The sequence below is a fragment of the Mesorhizobium abyssinicae genome, from assembly GCF_049887195.1.
Taxonomy (GTDB): domain Bacteria; phylum Pseudomonadota; class Alphaproteobacteria; order Rhizobiales; family Rhizobiaceae; genus Mesorhizobium; species Mesorhizobium abyssinicae.
The window spans coordinates 113,495-136,581 of sequence record NZ_JARAKC010000013.1 but is presented as its reverse complement, the minus strand read 5'-3'; the positions used below and the strand labels follow the sequence as shown (position 1 = coordinate 136,581).

Below are 23,087 nucleotides of genomic sequence, written 5' to 3'. Positions count from 1 at the left end.
TCGGCAAGCCGAAGATCGTCGCCGTCGTGGCCGTCATGCGAAAGCTGCTGACCATTCTCAACGCCATCATCCGCGACCAAAAACCATGGCAAACAGCTTGACAGCCAAGACAGTCGCTCTCCCCGTATAGTGACGGGGAGAGGGGACGCGGTCATTGATGGTTTCGCCAATCACCGGCGTTGCGAGAAGGGCAGCGGCGCGCGGCCAGCCTCTTATTCCCCGTCACTATACGGGGAGAAATGCCTGGCAGGGCAATGAGGGGCGGCGCAACCGCCCGGAAAGAATGGTGGCAAAGCAATGCTTGTGCCGTATTGATGTGTTCGGCCAGCTGTCTGGTAGCTATAATGCCCGCACTCCCGAATCGAGGCCAAGCCGATGCGCCAGTATCTCGACCTTCTGAAGCATGTGCTGGAGAACGGCGTCGACCGCGGCGACCGCACCGGCACCGGCACCCGCGGGGTGTTCGGCTACCAGATGCGTTTCGACCTCTCACGCGGCTTCCCGGTCACGACGACCAAGAAGCTGCATCTGAAGTCGATCATCCACGAGCTGCTCTGGTTCCTGGCCGGTGACACCAACATCAAATACCTCAAGGACAATGGCGTCTCCATCTGGGACGAATGGGCGGACGAGAACGGCGACCTCGGCCCGGTCTACGGCAAGCAATGGCGCTCATGGCCGGACGGCCGTGGCGGCGAGATCGACCAGATCGCGGGCCTTCTGAAGGAGATACGCCGCAATCCCAATTCGCGGCGGTTGATCGTCTCGGCGTGGAATCCGGCCGAGGTGGAGGCGATGGCGTTGCCGCCCTGCCACTGCCTGTTCCAGTTCTACGTCTCGGAAGGCCGGCTCTCCTGCCAGCTCTACCAGCGCTCCGCCGACATTTTCCTCGGCGTGCCGTTCAACATCGCCTCCTACGCGCTGCTGACGCTGATGGTGGCGCAGGTGACCGGGTTAAAGCCCGGTGATTTCGTGCACACGCTCGGCGACGCGCATCTCTACTCGAACCATTTCGAGCAGGCGCGCGAGCAGTTGCGGCGCACGCCGAAGCCGCTGCCGACGATGTGGATCAATCCGGAGGTGAAGGACCTTTTCGCCTTCCGGTTCGAGGATTTCCGGCTTGAGAACTACTTCGCCGACGCGACCATCAAGGCGCCGATCGCCGTCTAAGGTGTGTTGATATTCAGGGGATGCCGGCCTGCGAACGGCGGTTTCCTGCGCTTCCGGTGCCCACGTACGCTCCGCTCCGGTTCCCGGAAACCGCCGTTCTCGGCTCGGCCTGACCTGAATCTCAACGCACCTTCGGCTACCAAGCTTGGAATTCCCGTATGTGTCAGTCGATGCCGACCATGACATCCGAGGCCTTGATCACCGCATAGGCCTGCTTGCCCTTTTCGAGCTTGAGGTCGGCAACCGCCTCGTTGGTGATCGAGGCGGTGACGACGGCGCCGCTGGTATTGATGCGGACATGCGAAGTGGTGGCTCCCTTGACGATCTCGACGATCGTTCCCTTGAGGATATTGCGGGCGCTGATCTTCATGGAAGGCTCTTTCGCTGTGTTGGCTGAAATCCATCGTTGGCTGGGAAAATCCTGTCGCACAACGACAGTGGCCGCGAAAGCTCTTTCCTTGTTATATTCGTGCGGATATATCGATCGGCAGGCTTTGAGCCGAATGGATTTTCAAACCCCCGGGGAGAGTTTCATGCTGACGCGCACGGATTTCGGACTTAATGCATTCGCTGTTGGCGGGCTGACCGCACTTTTGATGGCCGCCGCACCCGCCGCCCATGCCGAGGACAAGGTGGTCGTCTTTGCCGCGGCCAGCCTCAAGGAGGCGCTCGATGGCGTCAACAAGGCCTGCGAGGCCGATGTCGGCGAAGCGGCGACCATTTCCTACGCGGCAAGCTCGGCGCTGGCCCAGCAGATCGAGGGCGGCGCGCCGGCCGACATCTTCATCTCGGCCGACCTCGACTGGATGAAGTATCTCTCGGACAAGAAGCTGACCAAGCCGGACACCGAGGCGAAGCTGCTCGGCAACCAGATCGTGCTGGTGGCGCCGAAGGATTCCAAGGTCGAGGCCAAGATCGACAAGGGTTTCGACCTCGCCAAGCTGATCGGCGACAGCAAGCTCGCCATGGGCGATGTCAAGGCGGTGCCGGCCGGCAAATACGGCAAGGCGGCGCTGGAATCGCTGGGCGTGTGGTCCTCGGTCGAGAGCAAGGTGGCGCAGGCCGAGAATGTGCGCGCGGCGCTGAAGCTGGTGTCGACCGGCGAGGCGGGGCTCGGCATCGTCTATGCCACCGACGCGCATGCCGAAAAGGGCGTGAAGGTGGTCGGCACCTTCCCGGAGGATTCGCATCCGCCGATCATCTACCCGGTTGCCCAGACCGCCGATTCGAAGGACAAGGATGCGCCGGCATTCCTGAAATGCCTCGAATCCGCCAAGGCGGCGGACCTTTTCAAGGCGCAGGGGTTCACCATCCTGGCGCCTTCCAACTAAGGCAGCGTCCCGACGCATGAACTGGCTGCTGGACCTCACTCCCGACGAATGGAATGCGGTCCGGCTGTCGATCAAGGTGGCCACGGTGGCGATGCTCTTCAGCCTGCCACCGGGCATCTTGATCGCGCTGGTTCTTGCCCGGGGAAAGTTCTGGGGCAAGACGCTGCTCAACGGGCTGGTGCACCTGCCGCTGATCCTGCCGCCGGTGGTGACCGGTTACCTGCTTCTGCTCACCTTCGGCAAGCGGGGGCCGGCCGGCGCCTTTCTGGCCGAGCATTTCGGCATCGTCTTTTCGTTCCGCTGGACGGGTGCGGCACTTGCCTGCGGCGTCATGGGCTTTCCGCTGATGGTGCGGGCGATCCGGCTGTCGATCGAGGCGGTGGACCGCCGGATGGAGGCGGCGGCCGGCACGCTCGGCGCTAATCCGCTCTGGGTGTTCATCACCATCACGCTGCCGCTGATCCTGCCCGGCCTGATCGCCGGATCCATCCTGGCCTTCGCCAAGGCGATGGGCGAATTCGGAGCGACAATCACCTTCGTCTCCAACATCCCCAACGAGACGCAGACGCTGCCGTCGGCGATCTACACCTTCACCCAGGTGCCGGGCGGCGATGACGGCGCGCTCAGGCTGACGCTGATCTCGATCGTCATCTCGATGGCCGCGCTGGTGGCGTCGGAAGTGCTGGCGCGGCGCGTCGGCCGGCGGATGGACATCGAATGACGCTGCTCGTCGACATCGGCCACCGGTTTGGCGATTTCGAGATCGAAGCCAGTTTCGAGAGCGCCGGCCGGCTGACGGCGCTGTTCGGGCCGTCCGGTTCCGGCAAGTCGACGCTGATCAACCTGATCGCCGGGCTGATCCGTCCCGAGAAGGGGCGGATCGCCATCGACGGCCGCGTGCTGGTCGATACGCAATCCGACGTGTTTGTGCCGATGCACAAGCGCCGCATCGGCATGGTGTTCCAGGACGCGCGGCTGTTTCCGCACATGAGCGTCGCCGGCAATCTGCGCTATGGCCGCTGGTTCACGCCGGCCTCCGAGCGCTATGCCGACATCGACGCCGTGGTCGAGCTGCTCGGCATCGGCCATCTGCTCGACCGGCCGCCGGCCAAGCTCTCGGGTGGCGAGAAGCAGCGCGTGGCGATCGGACGGGCGCTGCTTGCCAGCCCGAAACTGCTGCTGATGGACGAGCCGCTGGCTTCGCTCGACGAGGCGCGCAAGGCTGAGATCCTGCCCTATATCGAGCGATTGCGCGACGAGACGAAGATCCCGATCGTCTATGTCAGCCATTCCGTCGCCGAAGTGGCGCGGCTGGCGAGCGACGTGGTGGTGCTGGCGCAAGGCAAGGTCGCGGCCGCCGGCCCGACCGGGGCGATCATGCAGCGGCTCGATCTGTTGCCGGCGGAAGAGCGCGGCGAGGGCGGCGCGGTGCTGGACACAAGGGTGCTGCGCCATGACGAAAGCTTCGGCATGACGGTGCTCGGCTCGACGGCCGGCGAAATCCGCGTGCCGCGCCTGGCACGGCCGGCCGGGACGCCGGTGCGGCTGCGCATCCGCGCCCGCGACGTCATGATCGCGACCGAAGAGCCGGTGGGCCTCAGCGCGCTCAATATATTGGCGGGAACGATCACCGCGGTCAGGCCGGGCGTCGGCCCGACGGTGGAGATCGCCATCGACTGCAATGGCGCCATCGTGCTGGCGCGCATCACCGAACAGTCGAAGCACACGCTGCGCCTTGCGCTCGGCCGCAAGGTCTTCGCGGTGATCAAGACGGTGAGCTTCGACAGCGCGACGACGGGACCAGGGCTGCCGGCCGAGGCCGATGGGTGACGAAAGGACAATGTCGCTATGTTGGTTTGGAATAGCGATTGGGCTGCCGAGCGGCTAATCTGATCGCGGAGGACAAGGGATGCCATCGCTGAGCTTGCGGATAAATCTCGATCCCGACGGGCGGATCGGGCCGGGCAAGATCGAGCTGCTGGAGCAGATCGCCGCCTTCGGGTCGATCTCGGCCGCGGCGCGCGGCATGGAGATGTCCTACAAGCATGCCTGGGACCTGGTCGAGGACATGAACCGGGTGTTCGGCAAGCCGCTGGTCGCGGCGCAGACGGGCGGCAAGAAGGGCGGCGGCGCGCAACTGACCGCGGTCGGCCTGGCGGTCGTCAGCCGCTTCCGGGCCATAGAACGGGCAGCAGCGTCCGCGGCGGCGCAGCATATGGAGGCCTTGCAAGCGGAAATCGATGCGGGCTGAGCGCCGCCCCGTTCCGGGTGGTCTCTATTCCTCAGGCTCGCCGGGTTTGCGCAGCAGATAAGTGTCCATGATCCAGCCCTTGCTTTGCCGGGCTTCCTCGCGGACCCTTTCGATCTCCGCGCCGACGTCGCCAAGGCGACCGGAGATGACGATCTCGTCGGGCGTGCCGAGATAGGCGCCCCAATGGATGACGAGGTTGTCGTCGTCCAGCGTGTTGAAGGCGCATTTGCCGTCGAGCATGACGACCGCGCTGCCGGCGTTGCCCGGCATGCCCTCTTGCGTCAGGCGGCGGCCTGTGGTGATCAACACGGGATCGCCAATGCGGTTCAGCGCCATTTTGTGGCCGGCGGCCAGCGCCTGGACGGCGGTGATGCCGGGAATGACCTCGAGTTCGAATTCGACATTGCGACGCAGCCGCACCCGCTCGAGGATGCGCAGCGCGCTGTCGTAGAGGGAGGGGTCGCCCCAGATCAGGAAAGCGCCGCAACCATCTTCGGCAAGCTCATCGCGGATCAGGCCTTCGTAGATTGCGGCGATCGCTTCATGCCAGTCATCGACCGTCGCCCGGTAGGAAGGTGAGGGCTCGGCACGCACCGGCACGTCGAATTCCACCCGGCGCGATTTCGGGTTGGTCACGAAGCGGTCGCAGATCTGCCGGCGCAGTTCGGCGAGATCGTTCTTTTTCGCGCCCTTGTCGGGAATAAACAGGACGTCCGCCCGGTTCAGGCCGTTGATGGCCTGGACCGTCATGTGTTCGGGATTGCCGGCGCCGATGCCGATGACCAGAAGCTTGCGCATGCGCGAACTCCTGCCCGATCGGGAAGCCGGTGTCCAGACAAGCGTGAAGCAAGCACCGGCAAGGCCGCCGAATGGCCATCGTTTGGCGGAAACGCCGAACTGCTCTAGCTATTTGTCTTGCGTAAGTCCGGGCGGAAAACCGCTACCCACTTTTCCTGGATTTGCTCTAGATGTGGGCGCGCATCCGGCCAGTGCCGGCTCTGCCGCCAAGAGGGGGGTTCATGTTCCGCACTATCCTGACCGCAGCGCTGGCATTGTCGGTCGCGCCGGCATTGGCCAACGATTCGATCGCAGAACTCGGAACCGGCGGACTGATCCTGTCGCGCAGCGACGCCGTCGCCATGGAGAGCGAGGACCTCTTCATCTCGCAGGAAAAGGTGACGGTCGACTATGTCTTCCGCAACAACACCGACAAGGACGTCAGTGCCATCATTGCCTTCCCGATGCCCGACATCGAAGGCGACCCGAACGAGATGCCGGCGATCCCCGAAGCGCAGAGCGACAATTTCCTCGGCTTCGAGGTGACGATCGACGGTGTCGACGCAAAGCCGCAACTGGAGCAGAGGGCCTTTGCGCTGGGTATCGACATCAGCGCCGATCTCAAGGCGCAGAACGTGCCGCTCTATCCGTTCGGCGACGCGGCCAAGGCGGCGCTGGCGAAGCTTCCCAAGGAGGTCGCCGAGGACTGGGAAAACCGCGGTATCATCATCGAGGATACCGCCGATGACGGCTCGGGGATGAAGACCGTCTACGCGCCGTTCTGGCAATTGCGCTCGACCTATTGGTGGCGCTCGACCTTCCCCGCCAACAAGGCGGTGCATGTCTCGCACCGCTACAAGCCGAGCGTCGGCGGAACCTCGTCGGTCAGCTTCTTCTATGACGGCCAGTTCCAGGGCCAGTACACGACCTACAAGACCCGCTATTGCATGGACGATGGTTTCGAGAATGCGGTGCGCAAGGCGGCCAAGGACAATCCCGACGGCTACCCGCAATATTTCGAAAGCAGGATCGCCTATATCCTGACCACGGGCGGCAACTGGGCCTCGGGCAATATCGGCGACTTCAAGCTGACCATCGACAAGGGCAGCCCGAAGAACCTGGTCTCCTTCTGCGGCGACAATGTCCGCAAGGTCGGACCGACGACATTCGAGATGACGGCAAAGGATTTCTATCCCGAGCACGACATCGACATCTTGCTGCTCGAGCCGGCGGATGACACGAGCGGCGGTGACAACGGGAACGGTGGCTGATGGATATCGCAATCTACGTCGCCATCGCGGAGAACGGCGTGATCGGGCGCGATGGCGGCCTGCCATGGCGGCTTTCCACCGATCTCAAGCGCTTCAAGGCCGACACGATGGGCAAGCCGATCATCATGGGGCGCAAGACCTATGAAGGCATCGGCCGGCCGCTGCCGGGCCGGCTCAACATCGTGGTGACGCGCGACAAGGCCTGGCGGGCCGAAGGCGTCGAAACCGCGCATTCGCTCAGCGATGCCATCGCGCTTGCCAATGTGCGCGGACGCTGCATGGCCGGCGCCGACGAGATCTGCGTGGTCGGCGGCGGCGAAATCTACGCCCAGGCGCTGCCGCTGGCCGATCGGCTGCATGTCACCCACGTGCTCGCCAGCGTCGAGGGCGATGCGCATTTTCCGCCGATCGACCCGCAAGTGTGGCGCACCGTCGGCGCCGAGGACGTGCCGGCTGGCGAGAAGGACAGCCACGCGACCCGCTATACGGTCTACGAACGCCGTCGCGGCGCAAACTGAGGACGACAAAGGGTCGCTAGCGGCCCAAAACGGACGGCCGGCCAGCAGATCGCGTTGAAAGCGCGCCGTGGCGTCCCTATAGAAGTACGACATCGGATTTTGCGCCGTCAGGCCGGCGCTGAGGGAATCCCAAGCGAAAGGACATTCATGCCCTGGAACGACAAGAGCGGTGGCGGCGGCCCATGGGGCGGCGGCGGCAATCAGGGTCCCTGGGGGCAGGGGCCGAAGGGCCCCAGCGGTCCGCAAGGCTCGCCTCCCGACCTGGAAGACATCATCCGCCGCGGCCAGGACAGATTGCGGCGCGCCCTGCCGGGCGGCGGCGGCGCCAGCCCCGCGGTGTTCGGGCTGATCGCCGCGGCGCTCGTCGTACTGTGGGCATTCAAGGCGATCTACACCGTGCAGCCTGACGAGGTTGCCGTCGAACTGCGCTTCGGCAAGCCGAAGGCCGAGCTTTCGGAGCCCGGCCTGCATTTCCATTGGTGGCCGGTCGAGACCGTCGAGACGGCCAACATCGCCGAACAGCTCGTCGATATCGGCGGCGGCGCGACCAACAGCAACAGCTCTGGGCTGATGCTCTCGGGCGACCAGAACATCGTCAACGTGCAGTTCTCGGTCGCCTATCAGGTCTCCGATCCCAGGGCCTATCTGTTCGACGTATCCGATCCCGACGGCATGCTGCGGCAGGTCGCCGAAAGCGCCATGCGTGAAGCCGTCGGCCGTCGGCCGGCGCAGGATATCTTCCGCGATGACCGCCAGGGCATAGCCGCCTCGGTGCGCGAGATCATCCAGACGACACTGGACGGCTACAAGGCCGGTCTCAACGTCAACGCCGTCTCGATCGAGGATGCAGCGCCGCCGCGCGAGGTGGCCGACGCCTTCGACGAGGTGCAGCGGGCCGAGCAGGACGAGGACAAGTTCGTCGAGCAGGCCAACCAGTATTCCAACCAGAAACTCGGCCAGGCGCGCGGCGCGGCCGCCCAGATCCGCGAGGACGCGGCGGCCTACAAGAACCGCGTGGTTCAGGAGGCCGAGGGTGAGGCGCAGCGCTTCATCTCGGTCTATGACGAATACGCCAAGGCGCCCGACGTGACGCGCAAGCGCCTCTACCTGGAAACGATGGAGCGGGTGCTGAAGGATTCGAGCAAGGTCATCGTCGAGCAGGGCAACGGGCAAGGGGTCGTCCCCTACCTGCCGCTTCCGGCATTGCAGCAGAAGGCGCCGGTGCCGGGCGCCCTGGGCGCCACGACGGGAGGAACCCAGTGATGGCCAACCGTCTCCCCATCATCGCCGTCGTCGCGGCGGTCGTCCTGTTCCTGATCTACTCATCGGTGTTCGTGGTCAACGCGCGCCAGCAGGCGCTGGTGCTGAGGTTCGGCGAGATCGTCGACGTCAAGACCGAGCCCGGCATCTATTTCAAGGCGCCCTTCGCCTTCTTCGATGCCGACAGCGTGCAGCTGATCGAGAACCGCGTACTGCGCTTCGACCTCGACAACATCCGCGTCCAGGTCTCGGGCGGCAAGTTCTACGAGGTCGATGCCTTCATTGCCTACCGTATCTCGAACCCGCGCGTCTTCCGCGCCGCGGTGTCCGGCAGCATCGAGCTTGCCGAGCAGCGGCTGAGGACGCGTCTCGACGCGGCGCTTCGCCGTGTCTACGGTCTGCGCGACTTCGAGGCCGCGCTGTCCGAGGAACGCGCCGTCATGATGCGCGAGGTGCGCGACCAGCTCAGGCCCGACGCCACCTCGCTCGGCCTCGAAATCGAGGATGTGCGCATTCGCCGGACCGATCTGACCGCCGAGGTTTCGCAGCAGACTTTCGACCGCATGAAGGCCGAGCGTCTCGCCGAGGCCGAGCGGCTGAGGGCACGCGGCAACGAGGCGGCGCAGCGCATCAAGGCCCGCGCCGACCGCGAAGTGGTCGAGATCGTCGCCGAGGCGCAGAAGGAATCGGAAATCCTGCGCGGCGAGGGCGAAGCCCAGCGCAGCGCGACCTTCGCGGCCGCCTATCAGCGCGACCCGGCCTTCTTCGAGTTCTACCGCTCGATGAACGCCTACGGCACGGCGCTCGACAACACCGGGACGACCATGGTGCTGTCGCCTGAGTCCGAGTTCTTCCGCTATTTCCGCGATCCGAACAGCATGGAAGCACCGGTAAAGCCAACGGCGCCGCAACCCGCGCCGGCCACGCCGCCGGCGCAACCCGGCACCGGCCAGTAGCGGCCGGTGCAGGATTTTCTCGCGGCAATGGGCCTGGTCCTCGTCGTCGAGGGCCTGGTCTATGGCGGGTTTCCGGGCTTGGCCAAGAAGCTCGCCACCGAGGTGCTGTCGATGCCGGAGACCGCGCTGCGCATCGCTGGACTGGCGGCGATCGCCATTGGCGTCGGCATCGTCTGGCTGGTGCGCGGCTGACGAAAATTTCTTGGTGCCGGCGTAACGGACGATTTATCCTCTGCCGATAGCCATAGCCGCAAACGTGCCGTATTTCTTGCCAACATGACGCAACGCGGCGTTTTTGCGGAAGCGCTTTCTTTCAGAAACACCGGGAGGCCCTCGATGACACCCAACACCCTTCTGCGCGTGGCCAGGCGGACGCTCGTCGCCGGCGCAGCGGCGCTGCTCGTCGGCACCTTCCTTGTCCCGTCCACCGTGACGCCGACCGTCGCCGCCGACGGACCGGCTTCGGTTGCCGATCTTGCCCAGGGCCTGCTGGGCGCCGTCGTCAACATCTCGACCTCGCAGACGGTGAAGGGCTCGGAAGGACCCGGCGCGGTGCCGATGCCGCAATTGCCCGAGGGCTCGCCGTTCCAGGATTTCTTCGACGACTTTTTCAAGAACCGCGGCGGCGACAAGGGCGGCGGCGCCCAGAAAGTGCAGTCGCTGGGCTCCGGCTTCGTCATCGACGCCGAGCAAGGCATCGTGGTCACCAACAACCACGTCATCGCCGACGCCGACGACATCGAGGTGAATTTCTCCGACGGCGTGACGCTGAAGGCGACGCTGGTCGGCACCGACACCAAGACCGACGTCGCGGTGCTGAAGGTCGACCCGAAGGGCCACAAGCTGACGGCGGTGAAGTTCGGCGATTCCACCAAGATGCGGGTCGGCGACTGGGTGATGGCGATCGGCAATCCGTTCGGCCTCGGCGGCACGGTGACGGTCGGCATCGTGTCGGCACGCAACCGCGACATCAATTCCGGCCCCTATGACGACTTCATCCAGACCGACGCCGCGATCAACCGCGGCAATTCCGGCGGTCCGCTGTTCAACAGCCTGGGCGAGGTCATCGGCATCAACACGGCGATCATCTCGCCGTCGGGCGGCTCGATCGGCATCGGCTTCTCCATTCCCTCGCAGCTTGCCTCGGGCGTCGTCGACCAGCTTCGCCAGTTCGGCGAAACGCGGCGCGGCTGGCTCGGCGTGCGCATCCAGCCGGTGACCGACGACATCGCCGAAAGCCTCGGCATGGCGACCGCCAAGGGCGCGCTGGTGGCCGGCGTCATCAAGGGCGGGCCGGTCGACAACGGCACGATCCTGGCCGGCGACGTCATCATCAAGTTCGACGGCAAGGACATTCACGAGATGCGCGACCTGCCGCGCGTCGTCGCCGAAAGCCCGGTCGGCAAGGCGGTGGACGTGGTCATCGTGCGCAAGGGCGTCGAGCAGACGGTGAAGGTGACGCTCGGCCGGCTCGAGGACGGCGAGAAGCTGGCCAGCGGCGAGGACGGCAGCAACACCGACCAGGACAATGGCGACAAGGCGCCCGCGGTCTCGACGGCGGCCGTGCTCGGCATGACCATCGGCGAACTCAATGACGAGACGCGGACCAAGTTCGGCATCGCCGCCGACGTCTCGGGCGTCGTCATCACCGACGTCACCAAGGATTCGGCAGCGGCCGAGCGCGGCATCCAGCCTGGCGAGGTGATCACCGAGATCGCCCAGGAATCGGTGGCGACGCCGAAGGACGTCATGGACCGCATCGGCGCGCTGAAGGAACAAGGGCGCAAGAACGCGCTCCTGATGCTGGCGTCGAAGACCGGTGAGTTGCGGTTCGTTACGATCCGGATGGATTGAGTCCGGAAAATCGCGCAACCGACTGAGTTTCAATGAAAAGGGCGGCTAACGAGCCGCCCTTTTTCGTGCCTGCCAGTCATCGCGCGCCAGCCTGTAGAAGACATGCCGCTTGAGCGCCGGATGACTGTCCGGGATGTCGGGATGATCGAAGTCGCGCGCCGGATCGGCGCTCATGCCGAGGCGCTTCATGACGGCGGTGGAGCGGTGGTTGTCGGCCACGGCGAAGGAGACGATCTCGTCGCGGTCGAGCGTCTCGAAGCCAAAGGCGAGCCAGGCCTCGGCCGCCTCCGTGACATAGCCCTTGCCCCAGAATTCGGGCGCCAGCCGCCAGCCGATCTCGATTGTGTCGGAAGGCATGGACGGCACGTGATCGGTCTCCAAGAGGCCGACAAAGCCGATGCATTCGCCCGTCGCGGCGATCTCGGCGGCGGCAAAGCCAAAGCCATCCTCGGCGATCCAGCCGCGAAATTCATCCATTTTGGCATCCGTCTCGGCGCGGTCGCGGCGGAACGGAAAGAATTCCATCACCTGCTCGTCAGAATTGATGCGATGGAAGAGCTCGCGATCACGATCCTCCCAGTTGCGCAGGATCAGGCGCTTGGTGCGCATCGGTTTCATCCGGCAAACTCCTCCTGGCGATAGCCTTGCAGATAGAGCAGCGCCGTCAGGTCGCCATGGTCGATGCGGACCTTGGCCTCCGCCGCCACCGAGGGCTTGGCATGCAGGGCGACGCCGGTGCCGGCCAGGCGGATCATATCGAGGTCGTTGGCGCCGTCGCCGACGGCAAGCGCGTCGGCAGGGGTGAGACCAAGCCGGGCGGCGATCTCGAGCAAGGCCTCCGCCTTAGCGGCGCGGCCGAGGATCGGCTCTGCGACCAGGCCGGTGAAACGGCCATTCTCCTCGATCAGCCGGTTGGCGCGGTTTTCCTGGAAGCCGAGCATCGCCGCGATGCGGCTGGTGAAGACATTGAAGCCGCCGGACACGAGCGCCGCCCAGGCGCCGTTGGCCCGCATGGTGCGCACCAGCACGAGGCCACCGGATGCCAGCGTCAGCCGGGTCTCGACGAGGCGGTCGACCACGGCGGTGTCGAGGCCCTTCAGCAGGGCGACGCGCTCGCGCAGGGCCGGTTCGAAGGCGATCTCGCCGTTCATCGAGCGCGCGGTGATCGCCGCGACACGGTCCTTGACGCCGATCTCGTCGGCCAGTTCGTCGATGCACTCCTGGTCGATCATCGTCGAATCCATGTCGGCGATGAGGATCTTCTTGCGCCGGCCGTCAGCCGGCTGGACGATCACGTCGACCGGGTGCGAGGCGAGCGCGGCGCGCAGGGTGGCGGCCGTTTCAGAGGCGTCCGCGGTTTCCGGCAGGACGAGATCGCAGGCGATGTCCTCGGCCAGCCAGCGAACAGCGCTTGCGCCGACCGACCGTGAGGCCATATTCGCTAGCGTGGCCGATACGGCGCGGCCTTCGGGATGGGACACAAGCGTGGCGATCAGCGGCATCGGGACTTCCGGACAGGCGGGCGAGGGCCGCGTGAAGAACGCGATCCTGATAGCCGGGCCGACCGCCAGCGGCAAGTCGGCGCTTGCGCTGGATCTCGCCGAGCGCCAGGGCGGCATCATCGTCAACACCGATTCCATGCAGGGCTATTCGGTGCTCGACGTGTTGACAGCGCGGCCGGGCTCCACCGATCTCGCCCGCGCGCCGCACCATCTTTACGGCCACGTCCATCCGTCGGTCGCCTATTCCACCGGCGCCTGGCTGCGCGACGTGACGAAGCTGATCGAGGACCGCCTGCTCGCCGAACGGCCGGTCGGTGCCTTCGTGGAACGGCCGGTGATTTTTGTCGGCGGCACCGGGCTCTATTTTCGCGCGCTTGCCGAAGGGATTTCGGACATGCCCGAGATTCCGACGGCGATCCGCGACCGCTGGCGCTACGAACTCAAGGAACAGGGCGCCGAGAGGCTGCACCGCATCCTTATGCGCGAGGATTCGGCGGTCGGCATGCAGCTCAGGCCGACCGACGGCCAGCGCATCGTGCGCGCGCTGGAGGTGCTCGACGCCTCGGGCCGTTCCATAGCCGAATGGCAGGCGGCGCGGGGCCGGCCGCTTATCGACCGCGAGAGCGCGCGGTTCCTGGTCATCGAACCGGATCGCGCGGAGCTGGTCGGGCGGATCGAGACGCGGTTCGACCGCATGCTGGACGTCGGCGCCCTGGACGAGGTCAGAGAGCTGTTGGCGCTCAACCTCGATCCGGATCTGCCGGCGATGAAGGCAATCGGCGTGCGCGACTTGCAGGCGGCGATGGCCGGGCAGTTGGGCTTCGCCGAAGCGATCGAGCGCGCCAAGATCGCGACGCGGCAATATGCCAAGCGCCAGGCGACCTGGTTCCGCCATCAACTGGGTCCGGAATGGCGGCGATTGCATGTCGCCGGCGGCGCCATGCCTGCGATCTGATCTCTGGCCGCTAATGCAATCACGAAAGTAAGACAAAAACCGGACATTCTCGCTCAGGTTGTCCTGATTAACCCTCCGTAAGGCCCTGCATGGCATAAGGAACTTTGGGTAGTTCCACGGGGAGCAGATGCGTTTCCACAAGGCGGAATCCGCATTTTTCGTCTTTATTTTCGTGATCCTGGCCGCCGGCCTGGTGACGCTGCACGCCTACGGTTTCCTGCAGGCCATCGCCACCGACCTGGACGCGGCCTCCCGCATCGAAAAGATCAAGTATCTCAACAGACTGCTGTTCGCGACCGGCGTGCTGCTGGCGACCGCGCTGTTCTTCGGCGTCTTCTTCATCTACCCGCTGATCCGCAGGCAGGCGACCGAAGAGGGCAAGCTGCGCGCCATGACGGTCTCACTCAGCGCGCGTTCGGAAACGCTGGAGCACGCGGCGCTGACCGACGGGCTCACCGGCATGCAGAACCGGCGCTATTTCGACGACGCGCTGAAGGAATATCTCGAGGAGTTCCGTCGCATCGAAAAGCCGGTCGGGCTGATGATCCTCGATCTCGACCATTTCAAGCAGGTCAACGACACGCATGGCCATGACGTCGGCGACGAGGTGCTGAAGGCGGTCGCCGGCTGCCTGAAGGGCATGACGCGCTATCATGACGTGGTGGCGCGGCTCGGCGGCGAGGAGTTCGCCGTGGTGACGCCGAACATGGACGCCGAATTGCTGGCCAAATTCGCCGAGCGCATCCGCAAGGCGATCGCCAACATGTCGGTGCTGTCCGGCAACGTTCGCCTCAAAATCACCACCAGCGTCGGCCTCGCCGTCTGGGACCGTAAGGAAACGGCCGAGGACTTTTATCGCCGCGCCGACCGCCAGCTCTATGAGGCGAAGAGGCAAGGCCGCAACCGCGTCTGCGCCTAAATCCCGGAGCGAATTCATGAGGCCAGCCGACTGACTCGGCCTTCTCGACTTCCGGTGCTCACGGACTCATGTCCGCTCCGCTCCGGGTTCTCGAAAGCCGCGCCATTCAATCCGGCCTGATGAATTCTCTCTCGGGATTTCTCCGAACTTCCGAAGAAGAAGAGATCAATCGTTCTGCGGGCGCATGCCGAAGGTTGCGGGCTTGAGGCCGTAGCGGGTGTCGAAGTCCTCGTCCGGCTGCATGCGCGGGGCGGCGGGCTTGCGGTAGTCCGGGTCGCCCGCCTGGCGAGCGGTGTCGACGACCTCGGCGAAGGCCATCTGCTGCTGCGGCTTCGGCACGTTGCGCAGCCGTTCGACGATCGCGGCGAGATCGACGTCTTCGCCGGTTTCGGAGGGCACCGCCTGCTCGCGCGTGCCGGTGCCGGGGATGAGTTCCTGCGCCAGTTTCTCGAACTTCAGCCGCATCGTCGTCGCCACGCCTTCGCCGAAGGCGATGGCTTCCCGCTGGCCCATCGAGGACAGGAAGGCCAGCGTCGAGGCGGACGAATCGGCGATCGCCGAACGGATGATCGCCTGGTCCTGCTCGTTGGCCAGCCGCATGGCGAAAAAGGTCGAGCACTGCGACAGGATGGTCGGGTCGAGCTCGCCCGGACGCTGGGTGACGACGCCGAGATAGCAGCCGTATTTGCGCCCCTCCTTGGCGATGCGCGACAGCGCGTGCCTTGTCGGCGCGAAACCGAGGCGGGGATCGGCCGGCATATAGCGATGCGCTTCCTCGCACAGCAGCAGCAGCCGCAGCCGCCCCTCGCTCCACAGAGCGAGGTCGAACGCCAGGCGCGCCAGCACCGAGCAGACGGAATTGACCACCTCGGACGGCATGCCGGCCATCTCGAAGCAGGTCACCGGACGGCCGTGGTTCGGCACGCGGAAGATGTTGCCGATCGTCTCGTGGATGGTGTCCTCGATCAGGCGCGAGTTGAACATGAAGCGATAGCGGGGATCGGACGCCGCCGATTCGATGCGCGTCTTGAGCGATTTCAGCGTCGGGCGGTCGTTCTTGCTTTCAAGCATGCCCATGCGCTCGTCGATCTGCTTGATGAGATCGGCGATGCGGTAGGGTACCGGCGTATCGGCGGTCAGCGCGTCGCTGCCGCGCCGCAGATAGGTTCCGGAGCCCGGGTTGCGATAGAGGTTCTTGGCGGCGGGGATGAGATCGCGCAGCACATCGACTTCCTCGGGCTCCGTCTCGCGCCCGCGAAACAGCACCTCGGCGAACTCTTCCAGCCTGAACATCCAGAAGGGCAGGTCCAGCGTCTTGGAATCGACCCTGACGCAATATTCGGGCAGCGAGGCAGCGAACTCGTTGTGCGGGTCGAGGATGAGGATGCGAAGGTCCGGCCGGGCCTCGATCGACTTGCGCAACAGTAGCGACACGGCTGTGGACTTGCCGACGCCGGTCGTGCCGACGATGGCGAAGTGACGCGCCAGGACATCGTCGATGGCGATGTTGGCGTCGATCGCCTCGTCCTGCGACAGCGTGCCGATGGTGATCGAATGCCGGCCGGCGAGATCGTAGACCGCCTGCAGGTCGCGGCTGCGGATGCGGTGCGCAATGGCGCCGATATGCGGATAGGTGGTGATGCCGCGGTCGAAGACGGGCTTGGCGCCTGGCTCGGCGCCGTCGCGCACCTCGCCGATCAACTCGATGCTGACCTCGATCGGGTTCTGCCCCTCATTGCTCCAGGCGCGGTCCGACTTGCCGATCGCGTAAACGAGGCCGACCGTTCGGGTCGAGCCGAGGTTGATCGAGATCATCTTGCCGACGGTCCACAGGCCGGTGATCGCGCCTTCGATATCGTCGGCATAGGCGCCAATGGTGGCGCGCGCGCCATCGCATTGCACGACATTGCCGAGAATGCGCTTGTCGCTCTGCTCCCTGTTGCGACGCTCCTGCGAGGTCGCTTCTCCAACGGAGACTTCGCGTTCGACAAACATAGATGGCATGATCCCCATTCCCTCGGGATGCAACCTACACAGATGAGGTTAAGCCGGGGTGAGGTCGGATGGTGTAGGCGCCGTTAAGCCGACCGCGAAAATTCGATCGAACGCCGACTTTCATTCCGTGTCGAGTTCGCTATATTGAACGAATGAATGATATAGCGAACGACATTTCATCCAGCCTTGGCAGCAGGATACGCTCGGAACGGGCCTTGCGGGGCTGGTCGCTGGCGGAGCTCGCGGAACGCTCCGATGTGTCGAAGGCGATGCTCAGCACCATAGAGCAGGGCAAGACCAGCCCGACCGCGGCGCTGCTGGTGCGCATCGCCGCGGCCTTCGGCATGACGCTGTCGACGCTCATTGCCAGGGCGGAACTCAAGGGCGGCGGCCTGCTGCGCGAAGGCGAGCAGCCGGTCTGGCGCGATCCGGCCACCGGCTATCTCAGGCGGCACCTCTCGCCGGCTTCCGACATGCCGCTCGAACTGATCAAGGTGCGCTTGCCGGCGGGGCAGAGCGTCAGCTTTCCGGCGGCGTCCTACGCCTTCATCAAGCAGCAGATCTGGCTGATCGGCGGGAGGCTCGATTTCACGGAAGGCGAAGTCGTGCACAGTCTGCGGCCCGGCGACTGCCTGGCGCTCGGCGCGCCGTCCGACTGCACCTTCCATGCGCCGGGACCGGACGCCGCCGACTATCTCGTCGCGCTGGTCAGAGGCTGACGGCATGGCTCGACGTTCCCGACGCTCGCACAATGGCGGGCCGCCGCTCGACGACTATGACGGTCCGCCCTGGGGCAAGGGCGGCGCCTACATCTTCTTCGCCTGGCAGGCGGCCCATGCAAAGGCATGGAAGGCGCCGAGCCGCGACGTCATGCTGATGCGGCTGGACAGGGCCGAGCGGCTTGGCCTGACCTATGAGGAATACACGCTCGAGATCCTCGAGCGCGGTCGCCATCTCGGCGAAGGCGACACCGAGCGGATCGCCGAAATCCGCCGCGCAAGGAAGCGAAGGCGGTTCAGCCATCTCTCGTGACGCTGGAAACAGGTCGCCCCGCGTCATCCACGTTTATCCGAAGGGACACTCCGCGAACATGACTTCCACAGAAATCACCGTCCTCAGTCAGGACGCCGAGACGGAAAAACTGCTGGCCGCGCTTCTGGTCGAGACGGTGGCTGCCGGCGGGTCGGTGAGCTTTATGCACCCGCTGGCGCAGGATGCAGCGGAGGCCTTCTGGCGGAAGTCGCTTGCCGCCGCCGCGCTAGGCGAACGGGTGGTGCTGGGCGCATGGGATGGCGATGTCCTTGCCGGCACGGTCACCTTGCTGCTCGACTTTCCTCCCAACCAGCCGCACCGGGCCGAGATCGCCAAGCTGATGACCCGCGTCGATCGTCGTGGCCAAGGCGTGGCGACCCGACTGATGCGGGCCGCGGAAGACATCGCCGGGGAGCGCGGCCGCACCTTGCTGGTTCTGGACACGGCAAGCGAGGAGGGAGCCTCCGGTCTCTACGAGAAGCTCGGCTTCACGCTGACCGGCGAAATCCCCGACTTCGCGCTGAAGCCGCATGGCGGATTGACCGGCACGCTGATCTACTGGAAACGGATCGGCGCAAGCCTACAGAGCGCCGATTCCGGCAAGGCGTGACAGCAGCCACAGACGAAAATCCTGCTCGGCCTGGGTCAGCCCAGTGGCCGAAGCGCGGGTCAGGAAATGGCCCGAGCTGCTGGAAAGCTCGAAGCCGGAAAGCGCCACAAGCGCCTTGCTGCCAAGCGCCGTATCGATCAGCGGCCTGGAGCCCAGCAGCGCGCCGGCGCCGGTCTTGGCCGCTTCCATGGCGGCAACGAAACTGTCGAAGCGGTGCGAACGTCCGGTATGTCCCGGCACGCCGGCAGCGCTAAACCATTCGGCCCACATCTCGCGCGCGCCGGCGACCAGAAGCAAGGGCAGGGACGTCCAGTCCGCATTGCCGGCCAGGGCCGGCGAGGCGACCGGCACCAGCCGCTCGACAGTCAGCCTGTCGGCCTCGCGCCCGGGGAAGTTCCCGTTGCCGAAGCGGATGTCGAGCGTCGAGCCCGGCTGGTCGTAGTCGGCGGGACGATGAATGGTCACCACGTCGAGCTGGATCCGCGGCAGGGCTCTCGCCAGGTCGGGGAGCGCAGGCACGAGCACCAGCAAGGCAAAGGAGATCGGCACCCGCACCGTCACGGTCTGGACGGCGCGCGGCTCGAACAATTCCGTGGTGCTGTTGCCGATGGTGGCGAAGGCCGACTGGATGTGGGGAAGATAGGCGGCGCCCTCCGGCGACAGCGCCACACCGCGGGCAAGACGCACGAACAGCCTGGTCTTCAGCCGCTGCTCGAGGGAGCGAATGTGCTGGCTGACGGCCGCCTGCGTCAGGCCGAGTTCGGCCGCCGCGGCGGTGAAGTTCGAAAGCCGCGCCGCCGCCTCGAAGCTGCGCAACCAGTCGAGCGGAGGTAAGGCGCCGGCAATTCTTCCAGCCATTAGAATTCTATAGCCATAGTCTGCAAAATGATAACTTGAGTTATGACTACGAAGTCAGCATCATGCAACCCGAAACCCTGCGGATGCCGTGGGAAAGATGGAGCTGCTGGACATGCTGACCAAGGCGCTGATCGGCGACGACGGACGAACGGTCGAACTGAGCTGGGACAACGGGATGCGCACCCGCTTTCACGCCATGTGGCTGCGCGACAATGCATTGGACGACAAGACGCGCAGCGCCGGCAACGGTCAGCGCCTGATCACCATTCTCGACATTCCGGCCGGGACGCGGATCGCGGCGGCTTCGGTCAAGGGCGGCGCACTGGAGATCAGCTTCGTCCCCGAGCAAAAGACCGTCAGTTTCCCGGCAGGCTGGTTGTACGCGCATGCCTATGACCGTGTCGAACTGCGCAAGGGAGGCTGGACGGCCGACGTGGTTCAATGCTGGACAAGGGCGACGATGCAGAATTCGGTGCCGCGCGCGGCATATGCGGCCGCCAGCCACGATCGCAGCGTGCTCAGGGAATGGCTTTCGGCAGTGAGGACTTACGGCTTTGCGGTGATGGATGGCCTGCCGGCGGAGTCGGGGGCGCTGTGCAAGGTGTCCGACCTGTTCGGTTACATCAGGGAGACCAATTACGGGCGCTGGTTCGAGGTGCGCGCCGAGGTCAATCCGAACAATCTCGCCTACACCAATCTCGGCCTGCAGGCGCATACCGACAATCCCTACCGCGATCCGGTGCCGACGCTGCAGATCCTTGCCTGCATCGAGAACACGGTCGAGGGCGGCGAATCCACCGTAGTCGACGGTTTCGCGGTGGCGGCCGCGCTGCAGGCCGAAGATCCGCACGGGTTCCGTCTGCTGAGCTCCTATCCGGCACGCTTCGAATATGCCGGCTCGTCGGGCGTGCGTCTGCAAGCCAAGCGCCCGATGATCGAGCTCGGCCCGGATGGCGAACTGCTCTGCATCCGCTTCAACAACCGCTCGCTGGCGCCGACGGTCGACGTGCCGTTCGCCGAGATGGACAAATACTACGCCGCTTATCGCCGGTTCGCCGAGCTGATCGAGGATCCCGGCTTCGAGGTGACCTTCAAGCTGGAGGCTGGGCAGGCCTTCATCGTCGACAACACCCGCGTCATGCATGCGCGCAAGGCGTTTTCCGGCTCGGGCAAGCGCTGGCTGCAGGGCTGCTACGCCGACAAGGACGGGCTGTTGTCGACGCTTGCGGCGATCGAGCACGATTTCAGGGAGGCGGCGGAATGAACGGGCAGGCGCTGAACAGCGGCAACATCGTCGAATTCATCGCCGACATTTTTGAGCGACGTGGTGCCGAATCCTATCTCGGCGAGCCCGTCACCATGTCGGAGCACATGCTGCAGGGCGCGTGGCTGGCCGAGCAGGACGGCGCGCCGGACGAGCTGGTGGCGGCGGCGCTGCTGCACGACATCGGACACTACACCAGCGAGTTCGGCACCTATTCGCCCGACGATGTCGAGGACAAGCATCATGACGAGGCGGGCGGCGAGGTGCTGGCGCCGTTCTTCCCGCCGGTCATCGTCGAATGCGTGCGGCTGCATGTCTCGGCCAAGCGCTATCTCTGCGCCACCGACCCGACCTATTTCGGCAAGCTCTCGCCGGCCTCTGTCCACACGCTGTCGCTGCAGGGCGGGCCGATGAGCGCCGAGGAGGTGGCCGAGTTCCGCAGGAACCCGTTCCATGAGGAGGCGGTGCGCGTCCGCATCTGGGACGAGGGCGGCAAGGTCGCCAACATGAAGACGCGCGCCTTTCGCGACTACGCGCCGCTGCTGGAGCGGGTGGTGAGGAAGTTCGCGGCGGAAAAGGCCGCGTGATGCCCCTGGCAGGAGGTGCGGTTTGGCCGCACCTCCTGCTGTCGCGAAGTAGCAGCCCTATCCTTGTGGTGAACCTTCTGCAGCCCGTAGACCGGTGTCGCGATGCCTTCGTGCCGCGCCTTCAACTGCAGTGACAGGAACTGCGAATAGTGGCGTGACTGATGCAGGTTGCCGCCATGGAACCAGAGCGCCTCCTGTTGCGTCGGCTTCCACATGTTGCGCAGCTCGCCTTCCCAGGGACCGGGATCCTTGGTTGTGTTGGAGCCGAGACCCCAGCATTTGCCGACCTTGTCGGCCACCTCGCGGGAGATCAGGTCGGCCGCCCAGCCATTCATCGAGCCGTAGCCGGTGGCGTAGACGATCAAGTCCGCCGGCAATTCCGAGCCGTCGGAGAAGAGCAGCGAATGCTCCCTGATTTCCTTCACCTCGACGCCGCTCTTCAACTTGATCGAGCCGTCGATGATGAGGTCGGACGCGCCGACGTCGATATAGTAACCGGAGCCGCGCCTGAGATATTTCATGAACAGGCCGGACTCGTCGTCGCCCCAGTCCAGCATGAAGCCGGCCTCTTCCAGGCCCTTGTAGAACGCGGCATCGCGCTTCTTCATCTCGGCGTAGGCGGGAATCTGGAATTCGTGCAGGATCTTGTAGGGCAAAGAGGCAAAGATGAGATCCGCCTTGGCCGTCGTCAGTCCGCTTTGGACGGCCTTTTCCGAGTAGAGCGAACCCAGCCCGATTTCCATCAGCGTGTCGGATCTGGAGATGTGGGTGGTCGAGCGCTGCACCATGGTCACGTCGGCGCCGGCCTCCCAGAGTGCGGCGGCGATATCGTGGGCGGAATTGTTCGAACCGATGACGACTGCCTTCTTGCCGGCATAGGCGTCGGGGCCGGGATGCTTCGAGGAATGGTGCTGATCACCCTTGAAGCTGTCCATGCCCTTGAAGCTTGGCATGTTGGCCTTGCTGGACATGCCGGTCGCCAGCACCAGCTGCTTCGGCTTCAGCGTGATGTCCTTGCCGTCACGGTGGACGACGACGGTCCATTCCTTCGTCTTGTCGTCATAGGCGGCGCTCCTGGCCTCGGTCGAGGACCAGTAATTCAGCTCCATGACCTTGGTGTACATTTCCAGCCAGTCGCCGATCTTGTCCTTGGGCGAGAAGACCGGCCAGTTCCTGGGGAAGTCGATGTAGGGCAGATGGTCGTACCAGACCGGATCGTGCAGGCAGAGCGACTTGTAGCGCTTGCGCCAGCTGTCGCCGGCACGTTCGTTCTTCTCGACGATGATGGTGGGCACGCCGAGCTGGCGCAGCCGGGCGGCCAGCGCGATGCCGCCCTGGCCGCCGCCGATGATGAGCGTATGCGGCTGCGTCTTGAAACCGAGTTCGGCCGCTTCCTTCTCGCGCTCCTCCTTCCAGGTCGGCCGGTTCTTGCCATGGCCGTGCCTGGCGCCCAGCGGCCGGGCGAAGCCGGCCGGCTCTTCATGGCCCTTCAGCTCCGCCATGGTGGTAAGCAATGTCCAGATCTTGCCGTCCTTCAGCCTGATGTGGCCAAAGCCGCGCGCCACCGCCGTCTCGAAGCGGATCCAACCTTCCAGCACCCCGCCGTTCTCGCTGGCATCCTCGCCGTCGGCGATCGCCCAGTTCGAAGGCTTCGTCTTCGCCAACTGGCTCACAAGCATGTCGCGCACCTGGTCGCGGCCTTCCATGGTCTTGATGTTCCAGGTGAAGGCGACGAGATCGCGCCAGTAGCAGTCGTCCTGAAAGCAGGCGACGGCCTTGTCGATATCGCCGGCGGCAAGTGCCGCGCCGAACTGGTCGAGCAGGTCGGAAAGCTTCTTGTTCGGGGTCTTGTCGAGCATCAGTTCCTCCGGTCTTGGGATCGCTTCTTGATCGAGCGCTGGAGCCGGATCGCCCCGTCCGGCATGCGCAAGTATTTCGGCAAAACTGATCTCGCGTCATGCCCTCCAATAGTTTGGC

25 protein-coding genes and 1 pseudogene are annotated in these 23,087 nt (G+C 65.0%); 19 read left to right on the top strand and 7 right to left on the bottom strand.

All coding sequences use genetic code 11. The features are described from left to right. A pseudogene (locus PU724_RS24430) lies at nucleotides 1–101 on the top strand (IS110 family transposase); the annotation flags it as partial. Nucleotides 102–375: 274 nt separating this feature from the next. Then, complete coding sequence (locus PU724_RS24425; protein WP_127283646.1) at nucleotides 376–1,170, top strand: thymidylate synthase; 795 nt, start codon at nucleotides 376–378, stop codon at nucleotides 1,168–1,170. Nucleotides 1,171–1,333: 163 nt separating this feature from the next. Here PU724_RS24425 and PU724_RS24420 read toward each other — a convergent pair whose 3' ends face one another. Beyond that, on the bottom strand, nucleotides 1,334–1,540 hold the full coding sequence (locus PU724_RS24420; RefSeq protein WP_354424131.1) for a TOBE domain-containing protein: 207 nt from the start codon (nucleotides 1,538–1,540) through the stop codon (nucleotides 1,334–1,336). A 163-nt stretch (nucleotides 1,541–1,703) separates the two neighbouring features. On the opposite strand from PU724_RS24420, the gene modA reads away from it, so the two are divergent. The 4 genes from modA to PU724_RS24400 all read left to right on the top strand — a co-directional run bounded on the left by modA (nucleotide 1,704) and on the right by PU724_RS24400 (nucleotide 4,752). Next, a complete protein-coding gene (gene modA, locus PU724_RS24415) occupies nucleotides 1,704–2,501 on the top strand; it encodes a molybdate ABC transporter substrate-binding protein (protein ID WP_354424129.1) in 798 nt (265 codons plus the stop codon). A 16-nt stretch (nucleotides 2,502–2,517) separates the two neighbouring features. Then, a complete protein-coding gene (gene modB / locus PU724_RS24410; protein WP_127394346.1) occupies nucleotides 2,518–3,222 on the top strand; it encodes a molybdate ABC transporter permease subunit in 705 nt (234 codons plus the stop codon). After that, entirely contained in the window at nucleotides 3,219–4,331 is a 1,113-nt protein-coding gene (gene modC, locus PU724_RS24405; protein WP_354424126.1) for a molybdenum ABC transporter ATP-binding protein, read from the top strand. Before modB ends, modC begins: the two co-directional genes overlap by 4 nt. A 79-nt stretch (nucleotides 4,332–4,410) precedes the next feature. Further along, nucleotides 4,411–4,752 (top strand): winged helix-turn-helix domain-containing protein, encoded by a 342-nt coding sequence (locus PU724_RS24400; protein WP_127311832.1) that lies wholly within the window; start codon nucleotides 4,411–4,413, stop codon nucleotides 4,750–4,752. 24 nt (nucleotides 4,753–4,776) lie between these two features. On the opposite strand, the gene cobF is transcribed toward PU724_RS24400, so the two are convergent. Further along, nucleotides 4,777–5,550: a precorrin-6A synthase (deacetylating) gene (cobF, locus tag PU724_RS24395; RefSeq protein ID WP_127311833.1), complete on the bottom strand. Its 774-nt coding sequence runs from the start codon at nucleotides 5,548–5,550 to the stop codon at nucleotides 4,777–4,779. Between the two features lie 221 nt (nucleotides 5,551–5,771). On the opposite strand from cobF, the gene PU724_RS24390 reads away from it, so the two are divergent. The 6 genes from PU724_RS24390 to PU724_RS24365 all read left to right on the top strand — a co-directional run bounded on the left by PU724_RS24390 (nucleotide 5,772) and on the right by PU724_RS24365 (nucleotide 11,388). Next, complete coding sequence (locus PU724_RS24390; protein WP_354424124.1) at nucleotides 5,772–6,800, top strand: DUF4424 domain-containing protein; 1,029 nt, start codon at nucleotides 5,772–5,774, stop codon at nucleotides 6,798–6,800. After that, a complete protein-coding gene (locus PU724_RS24385; RefSeq protein ID WP_127311835.1) occupies nucleotides 6,800–7,318 on the top strand; it encodes a dihydrofolate reductase in 519 nt (172 codons plus the stop codon). Before PU724_RS24390 ends, PU724_RS24385 begins: the two co-directional genes overlap by 1 nt. Nucleotides 7,319–7,465: 147 nt before the next feature. Next, complete coding sequence (gene hflK / locus PU724_RS24380) at nucleotides 7,466–8,581, top strand: FtsH protease activity modulator HflK (RefSeq protein WP_354424122.1); 1,116 nt, start codon at nucleotides 7,466–7,468, stop codon at nucleotides 8,579–8,581. Next, nucleotides 8,581–9,534: a protease modulator HflC gene (gene hflC / locus PU724_RS24375; protein ID WP_127283654.1), complete on the top strand. Its 954-nt coding sequence runs from the start codon at nucleotides 8,581–8,583 to the stop codon at nucleotides 9,532–9,534. Before hflK ends, hflC begins: the two co-directional genes overlap by 1 nt. Nucleotides 9,535–9,540: 6 nt before the next feature. After that, nucleotides 9,541–9,726, top strand: coding sequence for a DUF2065 domain-containing protein (locus PU724_RS24370; protein WP_127283655.1), 186 nt, complete (start codon nucleotides 9,541–9,543; stop codon nucleotides 9,724–9,726). Nucleotides 9,727–9,870: 144 nt separating this feature from the next. Next, nucleotides 9,871–11,388, top strand: coding sequence for a DegQ family serine endoprotease (locus PU724_RS24365; protein ID WP_127283656.1), 1,518 nt, complete (start codon nucleotides 9,871–9,873; stop codon nucleotides 11,386–11,388). Between the two features lie 45 nt (nucleotides 11,389–11,433). Here the strand turns inward: PU724_RS24365 and PU724_RS24360 are convergent, their stop codons facing one another. Beyond that, nucleotides 11,434–12,006: a GNAT family N-acetyltransferase gene (locus tag PU724_RS24360; protein WP_127310996.1), complete on the bottom strand. Its 573-nt coding sequence runs from the start codon at nucleotides 12,004–12,006 to the stop codon at nucleotides 11,434–11,436. Beyond that, nucleotides 12,003–12,890 carry a phosphoserine phosphatase SerB gene (serB, locus tag PU724_RS24355; protein ID WP_127310995.1) on the bottom strand — a complete coding sequence of 296 codons (888 nt, stop codon included), beginning with the start codon at nucleotides 12,888–12,890 and terminating at the stop codon, nucleotides 12,003–12,005. Before serB ends, PU724_RS24360 begins: the two co-directional genes overlap by 4 nt. Here serB and miaA point away from each other — a divergent pair. Both miaA and PU724_RS24345 read left to right on the top strand, forming a co-directional pair. After that, a complete protein-coding gene (gene miaA, locus PU724_RS24350; RefSeq protein WP_354424133.1) occupies nucleotides 12,880–13,845 on the top strand; it encodes a tRNA (adenosine(37)-N6)-dimethylallyltransferase MiaA in 966 nt (321 codons plus the stop codon). The genes serB and miaA overlap by 11 nt on opposite strands. Before the next feature lie 127 nt (nucleotides 13,846–13,972). Continuing rightward, nucleotides 13,973–14,764: a GGDEF domain-containing protein gene (locus tag PU724_RS24345; protein ID WP_127283659.1), complete on the top strand. Its 792-nt coding sequence runs from the start codon at nucleotides 13,973–13,975 to the stop codon at nucleotides 14,762–14,764. Nucleotides 14,765–14,929: 165 nt separating this feature from the next. Here the strand turns inward: PU724_RS24345 and PU724_RS24340 are convergent, their stop codons facing one another. Then, entirely contained in the window at nucleotides 14,930–16,759 is a 1,830-nt protein-coding gene (locus PU724_RS24340) for an ATP-binding protein (protein WP_127392109.1), read from the bottom strand. 152 nt (nucleotides 16,760–16,911) lie between these two features. Here PU724_RS24340 and PU724_RS24335 point away from each other — a divergent pair, with 152 nt between their 5' ends. Genes PU724_RS24335 through PU724_RS24325 form a run of 3 tightly spaced genes read left to right on the top strand, consistent with a single transcriptional unit; the run spans nucleotide 16,912 to nucleotide 18,401 of the window. Next, entirely contained in the window at nucleotides 16,912–17,478 is a 567-nt protein-coding gene (locus tag PU724_RS24335; protein WP_127285081.1) for a helix-turn-helix domain-containing protein, read from the top strand. Between the two features lie 4 nt (nucleotides 17,479–17,482). Beyond that, nucleotides 17,483–17,791, top strand: coding sequence for a hypothetical protein (locus tag PU724_RS24330; RefSeq protein ID WP_127285082.1), 309 nt, complete (start codon nucleotides 17,483–17,485; stop codon nucleotides 17,789–17,791). A 58-nt stretch (nucleotides 17,792–17,849) separates the two neighbouring features. Continuing rightward, a complete protein-coding gene (locus tag PU724_RS24325; protein ID WP_292105132.1) occupies nucleotides 17,850–18,401 on the top strand; it encodes a GNAT family N-acetyltransferase in 552 nt (183 codons plus the stop codon). On the opposite strand, the gene PU724_RS24320 is transcribed toward PU724_RS24325, so the two are convergent. Then, nucleotides 18,372–19,259 carry a LysR family transcriptional regulator gene (locus PU724_RS24320; protein WP_292105130.1) on the bottom strand — a complete coding sequence of 296 codons (888 nt, stop codon included), beginning with the start codon at nucleotides 19,257–19,259 and terminating at the stop codon, nucleotides 18,372–18,374. The two genes, PU724_RS24325 and PU724_RS24320, sit on opposite strands and share 30 nt — an antisense overlap. Before the next feature lie 97 nt (nucleotides 19,260–19,356). On the opposite strand from PU724_RS24320, the gene tmpA reads away from it, so the two are divergent. After that, nucleotides 19,357–20,523 (top strand): 2-trimethylaminoethylphosphonate dioxygenase, encoded by a 1,167-nt coding sequence (tmpA, locus tag PU724_RS24315; RefSeq protein ID WP_245478194.1) that lies wholly within the window; start codon nucleotides 19,357–19,359, stop codon nucleotides 20,521–20,523. Further along, the gene (gene tmpB, locus PU724_RS24310; protein ID WP_127285085.1) at nucleotides 20,520–21,110 is read left to right on the top strand and encodes a (R)-1-hydroxy-2-trimethylaminoethylphosphonate oxygenase; all 591 of its coding nucleotides are present in this window, start codon (nucleotides 20,520–20,522) and stop codon (nucleotides 21,108–21,110) included. Before tmpA ends, tmpB begins: the two co-directional genes overlap by 4 nt. Here tmpB and PU724_RS24305 read toward each other — a convergent pair. Then, nucleotides 21,053–22,969: an NAD(P)-binding domain-containing protein gene (locus PU724_RS24305; protein WP_354424116.1), complete on the bottom strand. Its 1,917-nt coding sequence runs from the start codon at nucleotides 22,967–22,969 to the stop codon at nucleotides 21,053–21,055. The two genes, tmpB and PU724_RS24305, sit on opposite strands and share 58 nt — an antisense overlap. Nucleotides 22,970–23,087 lie beyond the last annotated feature (118 nt).

Bases quoted from the DNA above. Each gene is read 5' to 3' on its own strand.
- PU724_RS24305 (WP_354424116.1), bottom strand. From the start codon at position 22,969: ATGCTCGACAAGACCCCGAACAAGAAGCTTTCCGACCTGCTCGACCAG.
- modA (WP_354424129.1), top strand. From the start codon at position 1,704: ATGCTGACGCGCACGGATTTCGGACTTAATGCATTCGCTGTTGGCGGG.
- PU724_RS24390 (WP_354424124.1), top strand. From the start codon at position 5,772: ATGTTCCGCACTATCCTGACCGCAGCGCTGGCATTGTCGGTCGCGCCG.
- PU724_RS24365 (WP_127283656.1), top strand. From the start codon at position 9,871: ATGACACCCAACACCCTTCTGCGCGTGGCCAGGCGGACGCTCGTCGCC.
- PU724_RS24335 (WP_127285081.1), top strand. From the start codon at position 16,912: ATGAATGATATAGCGAACGACATTTCATCCAGCCTTGGCAGCAGGATA.
- PU724_RS24325 (WP_292105132.1), top strand. From the start codon at position 17,850: ATGACTTCCACAGAAATCACCGTCCTCAGTCAGGACGCCGAGACGGAA.
- cobF (WP_127311833.1), bottom strand. From the start codon at position 5,550: ATGCGCAAGCTTCTGGTCATCGGCATCGGCGCCGGCAATCCCGAACAC.
- hflC (WP_127283654.1), top strand. From the start codon at position 8,581: ATGGCCAACCGTCTCCCCATCATCGCCGTCGTCGCGGCGGTCGTCCTG.
- PU724_RS24360 (WP_127310996.1), bottom strand. From the start codon at position 12,006: ATGAAACCGATGCGCACCAAGCGCCTGATCCTGCGCAACTGGGAGGAT.
- tmpB (WP_127285085.1), top strand. From the start codon at position 20,520: ATGAACGGGCAGGCGCTGAACAGCGGCAACATCGTCGAATTCATCGCC.
- modC (WP_354424126.1), top strand. From the start codon at position 3,219: ATGACGCTGCTCGTCGACATCGGCCACCGGTTTGGCGATTTCGAGATC.
- tmpA (WP_245478194.1), top strand. From the start codon at position 19,357: ATGGAGCTGCTGGACATGCTGACCAAGGCGCTGATCGGCGACGACGGA.
- PU724_RS24320 (WP_292105130.1), bottom strand. From the start codon at position 19,259: ATGGCTGGAAGAATTGCCGGCGCCTTACCTCCGCTCGACTGGTTGCGC.
- hflK (WP_354424122.1), top strand. From the start codon at position 7,466: ATGCCCTGGAACGACAAGAGCGGTGGCGGCGGCCCATGGGGCGGCGGC.
- PU724_RS24425 (WP_127283646.1), top strand. From the start codon at position 376: ATGCGCCAGTATCTCGACCTTCTGAAGCATGTGCTGGAGAACGGCGTC.
- PU724_RS24400 (WP_127311832.1), top strand. From the start codon at position 4,411: ATGCCATCGCTGAGCTTGCGGATAAATCTCGATCCCGACGGGCGGATC.
- modB (WP_127394346.1), top strand. From the start codon at position 2,518: ATGAACTGGCTGCTGGACCTCACTCCCGACGAATGGAATGCGGTCCGG.
- PU724_RS24420 (WP_354424131.1), bottom strand. From the start codon at position 1,540: ATGAAGATCAGCGCCCGCAATATCCTCAAGGGAACGATCGTCGAGATC.
- serB (WP_127310995.1), bottom strand. From the start codon at position 12,890: ATGCCGCTGATCGCCACGCTTGTGTCCCATCCCGAAGGCCGCGCCGTA.
- PU724_RS24385 (WP_127311835.1), top strand. From the start codon at position 6,800: ATGGATATCGCAATCTACGTCGCCATCGCGGAGAACGGCGTGATCGGG.
- PU724_RS24345 (WP_127283659.1), top strand. From the start codon at position 13,973: ATGCGTTTCCACAAGGCGGAATCCGCATTTTTCGTCTTTATTTTCGTG.
- PU724_RS24330 (WP_127285082.1), top strand. From the start codon at position 17,483: ATGGCTCGACGTTCCCGACGCTCGCACAATGGCGGGCCGCCGCTCGAC.
- PU724_RS24340 (WP_127392109.1), bottom strand. From the start codon at position 16,759: ATGTTTGTCGAACGCGAAGTCTCCGTTGGAGAAGCGACCTCGCAGGAG.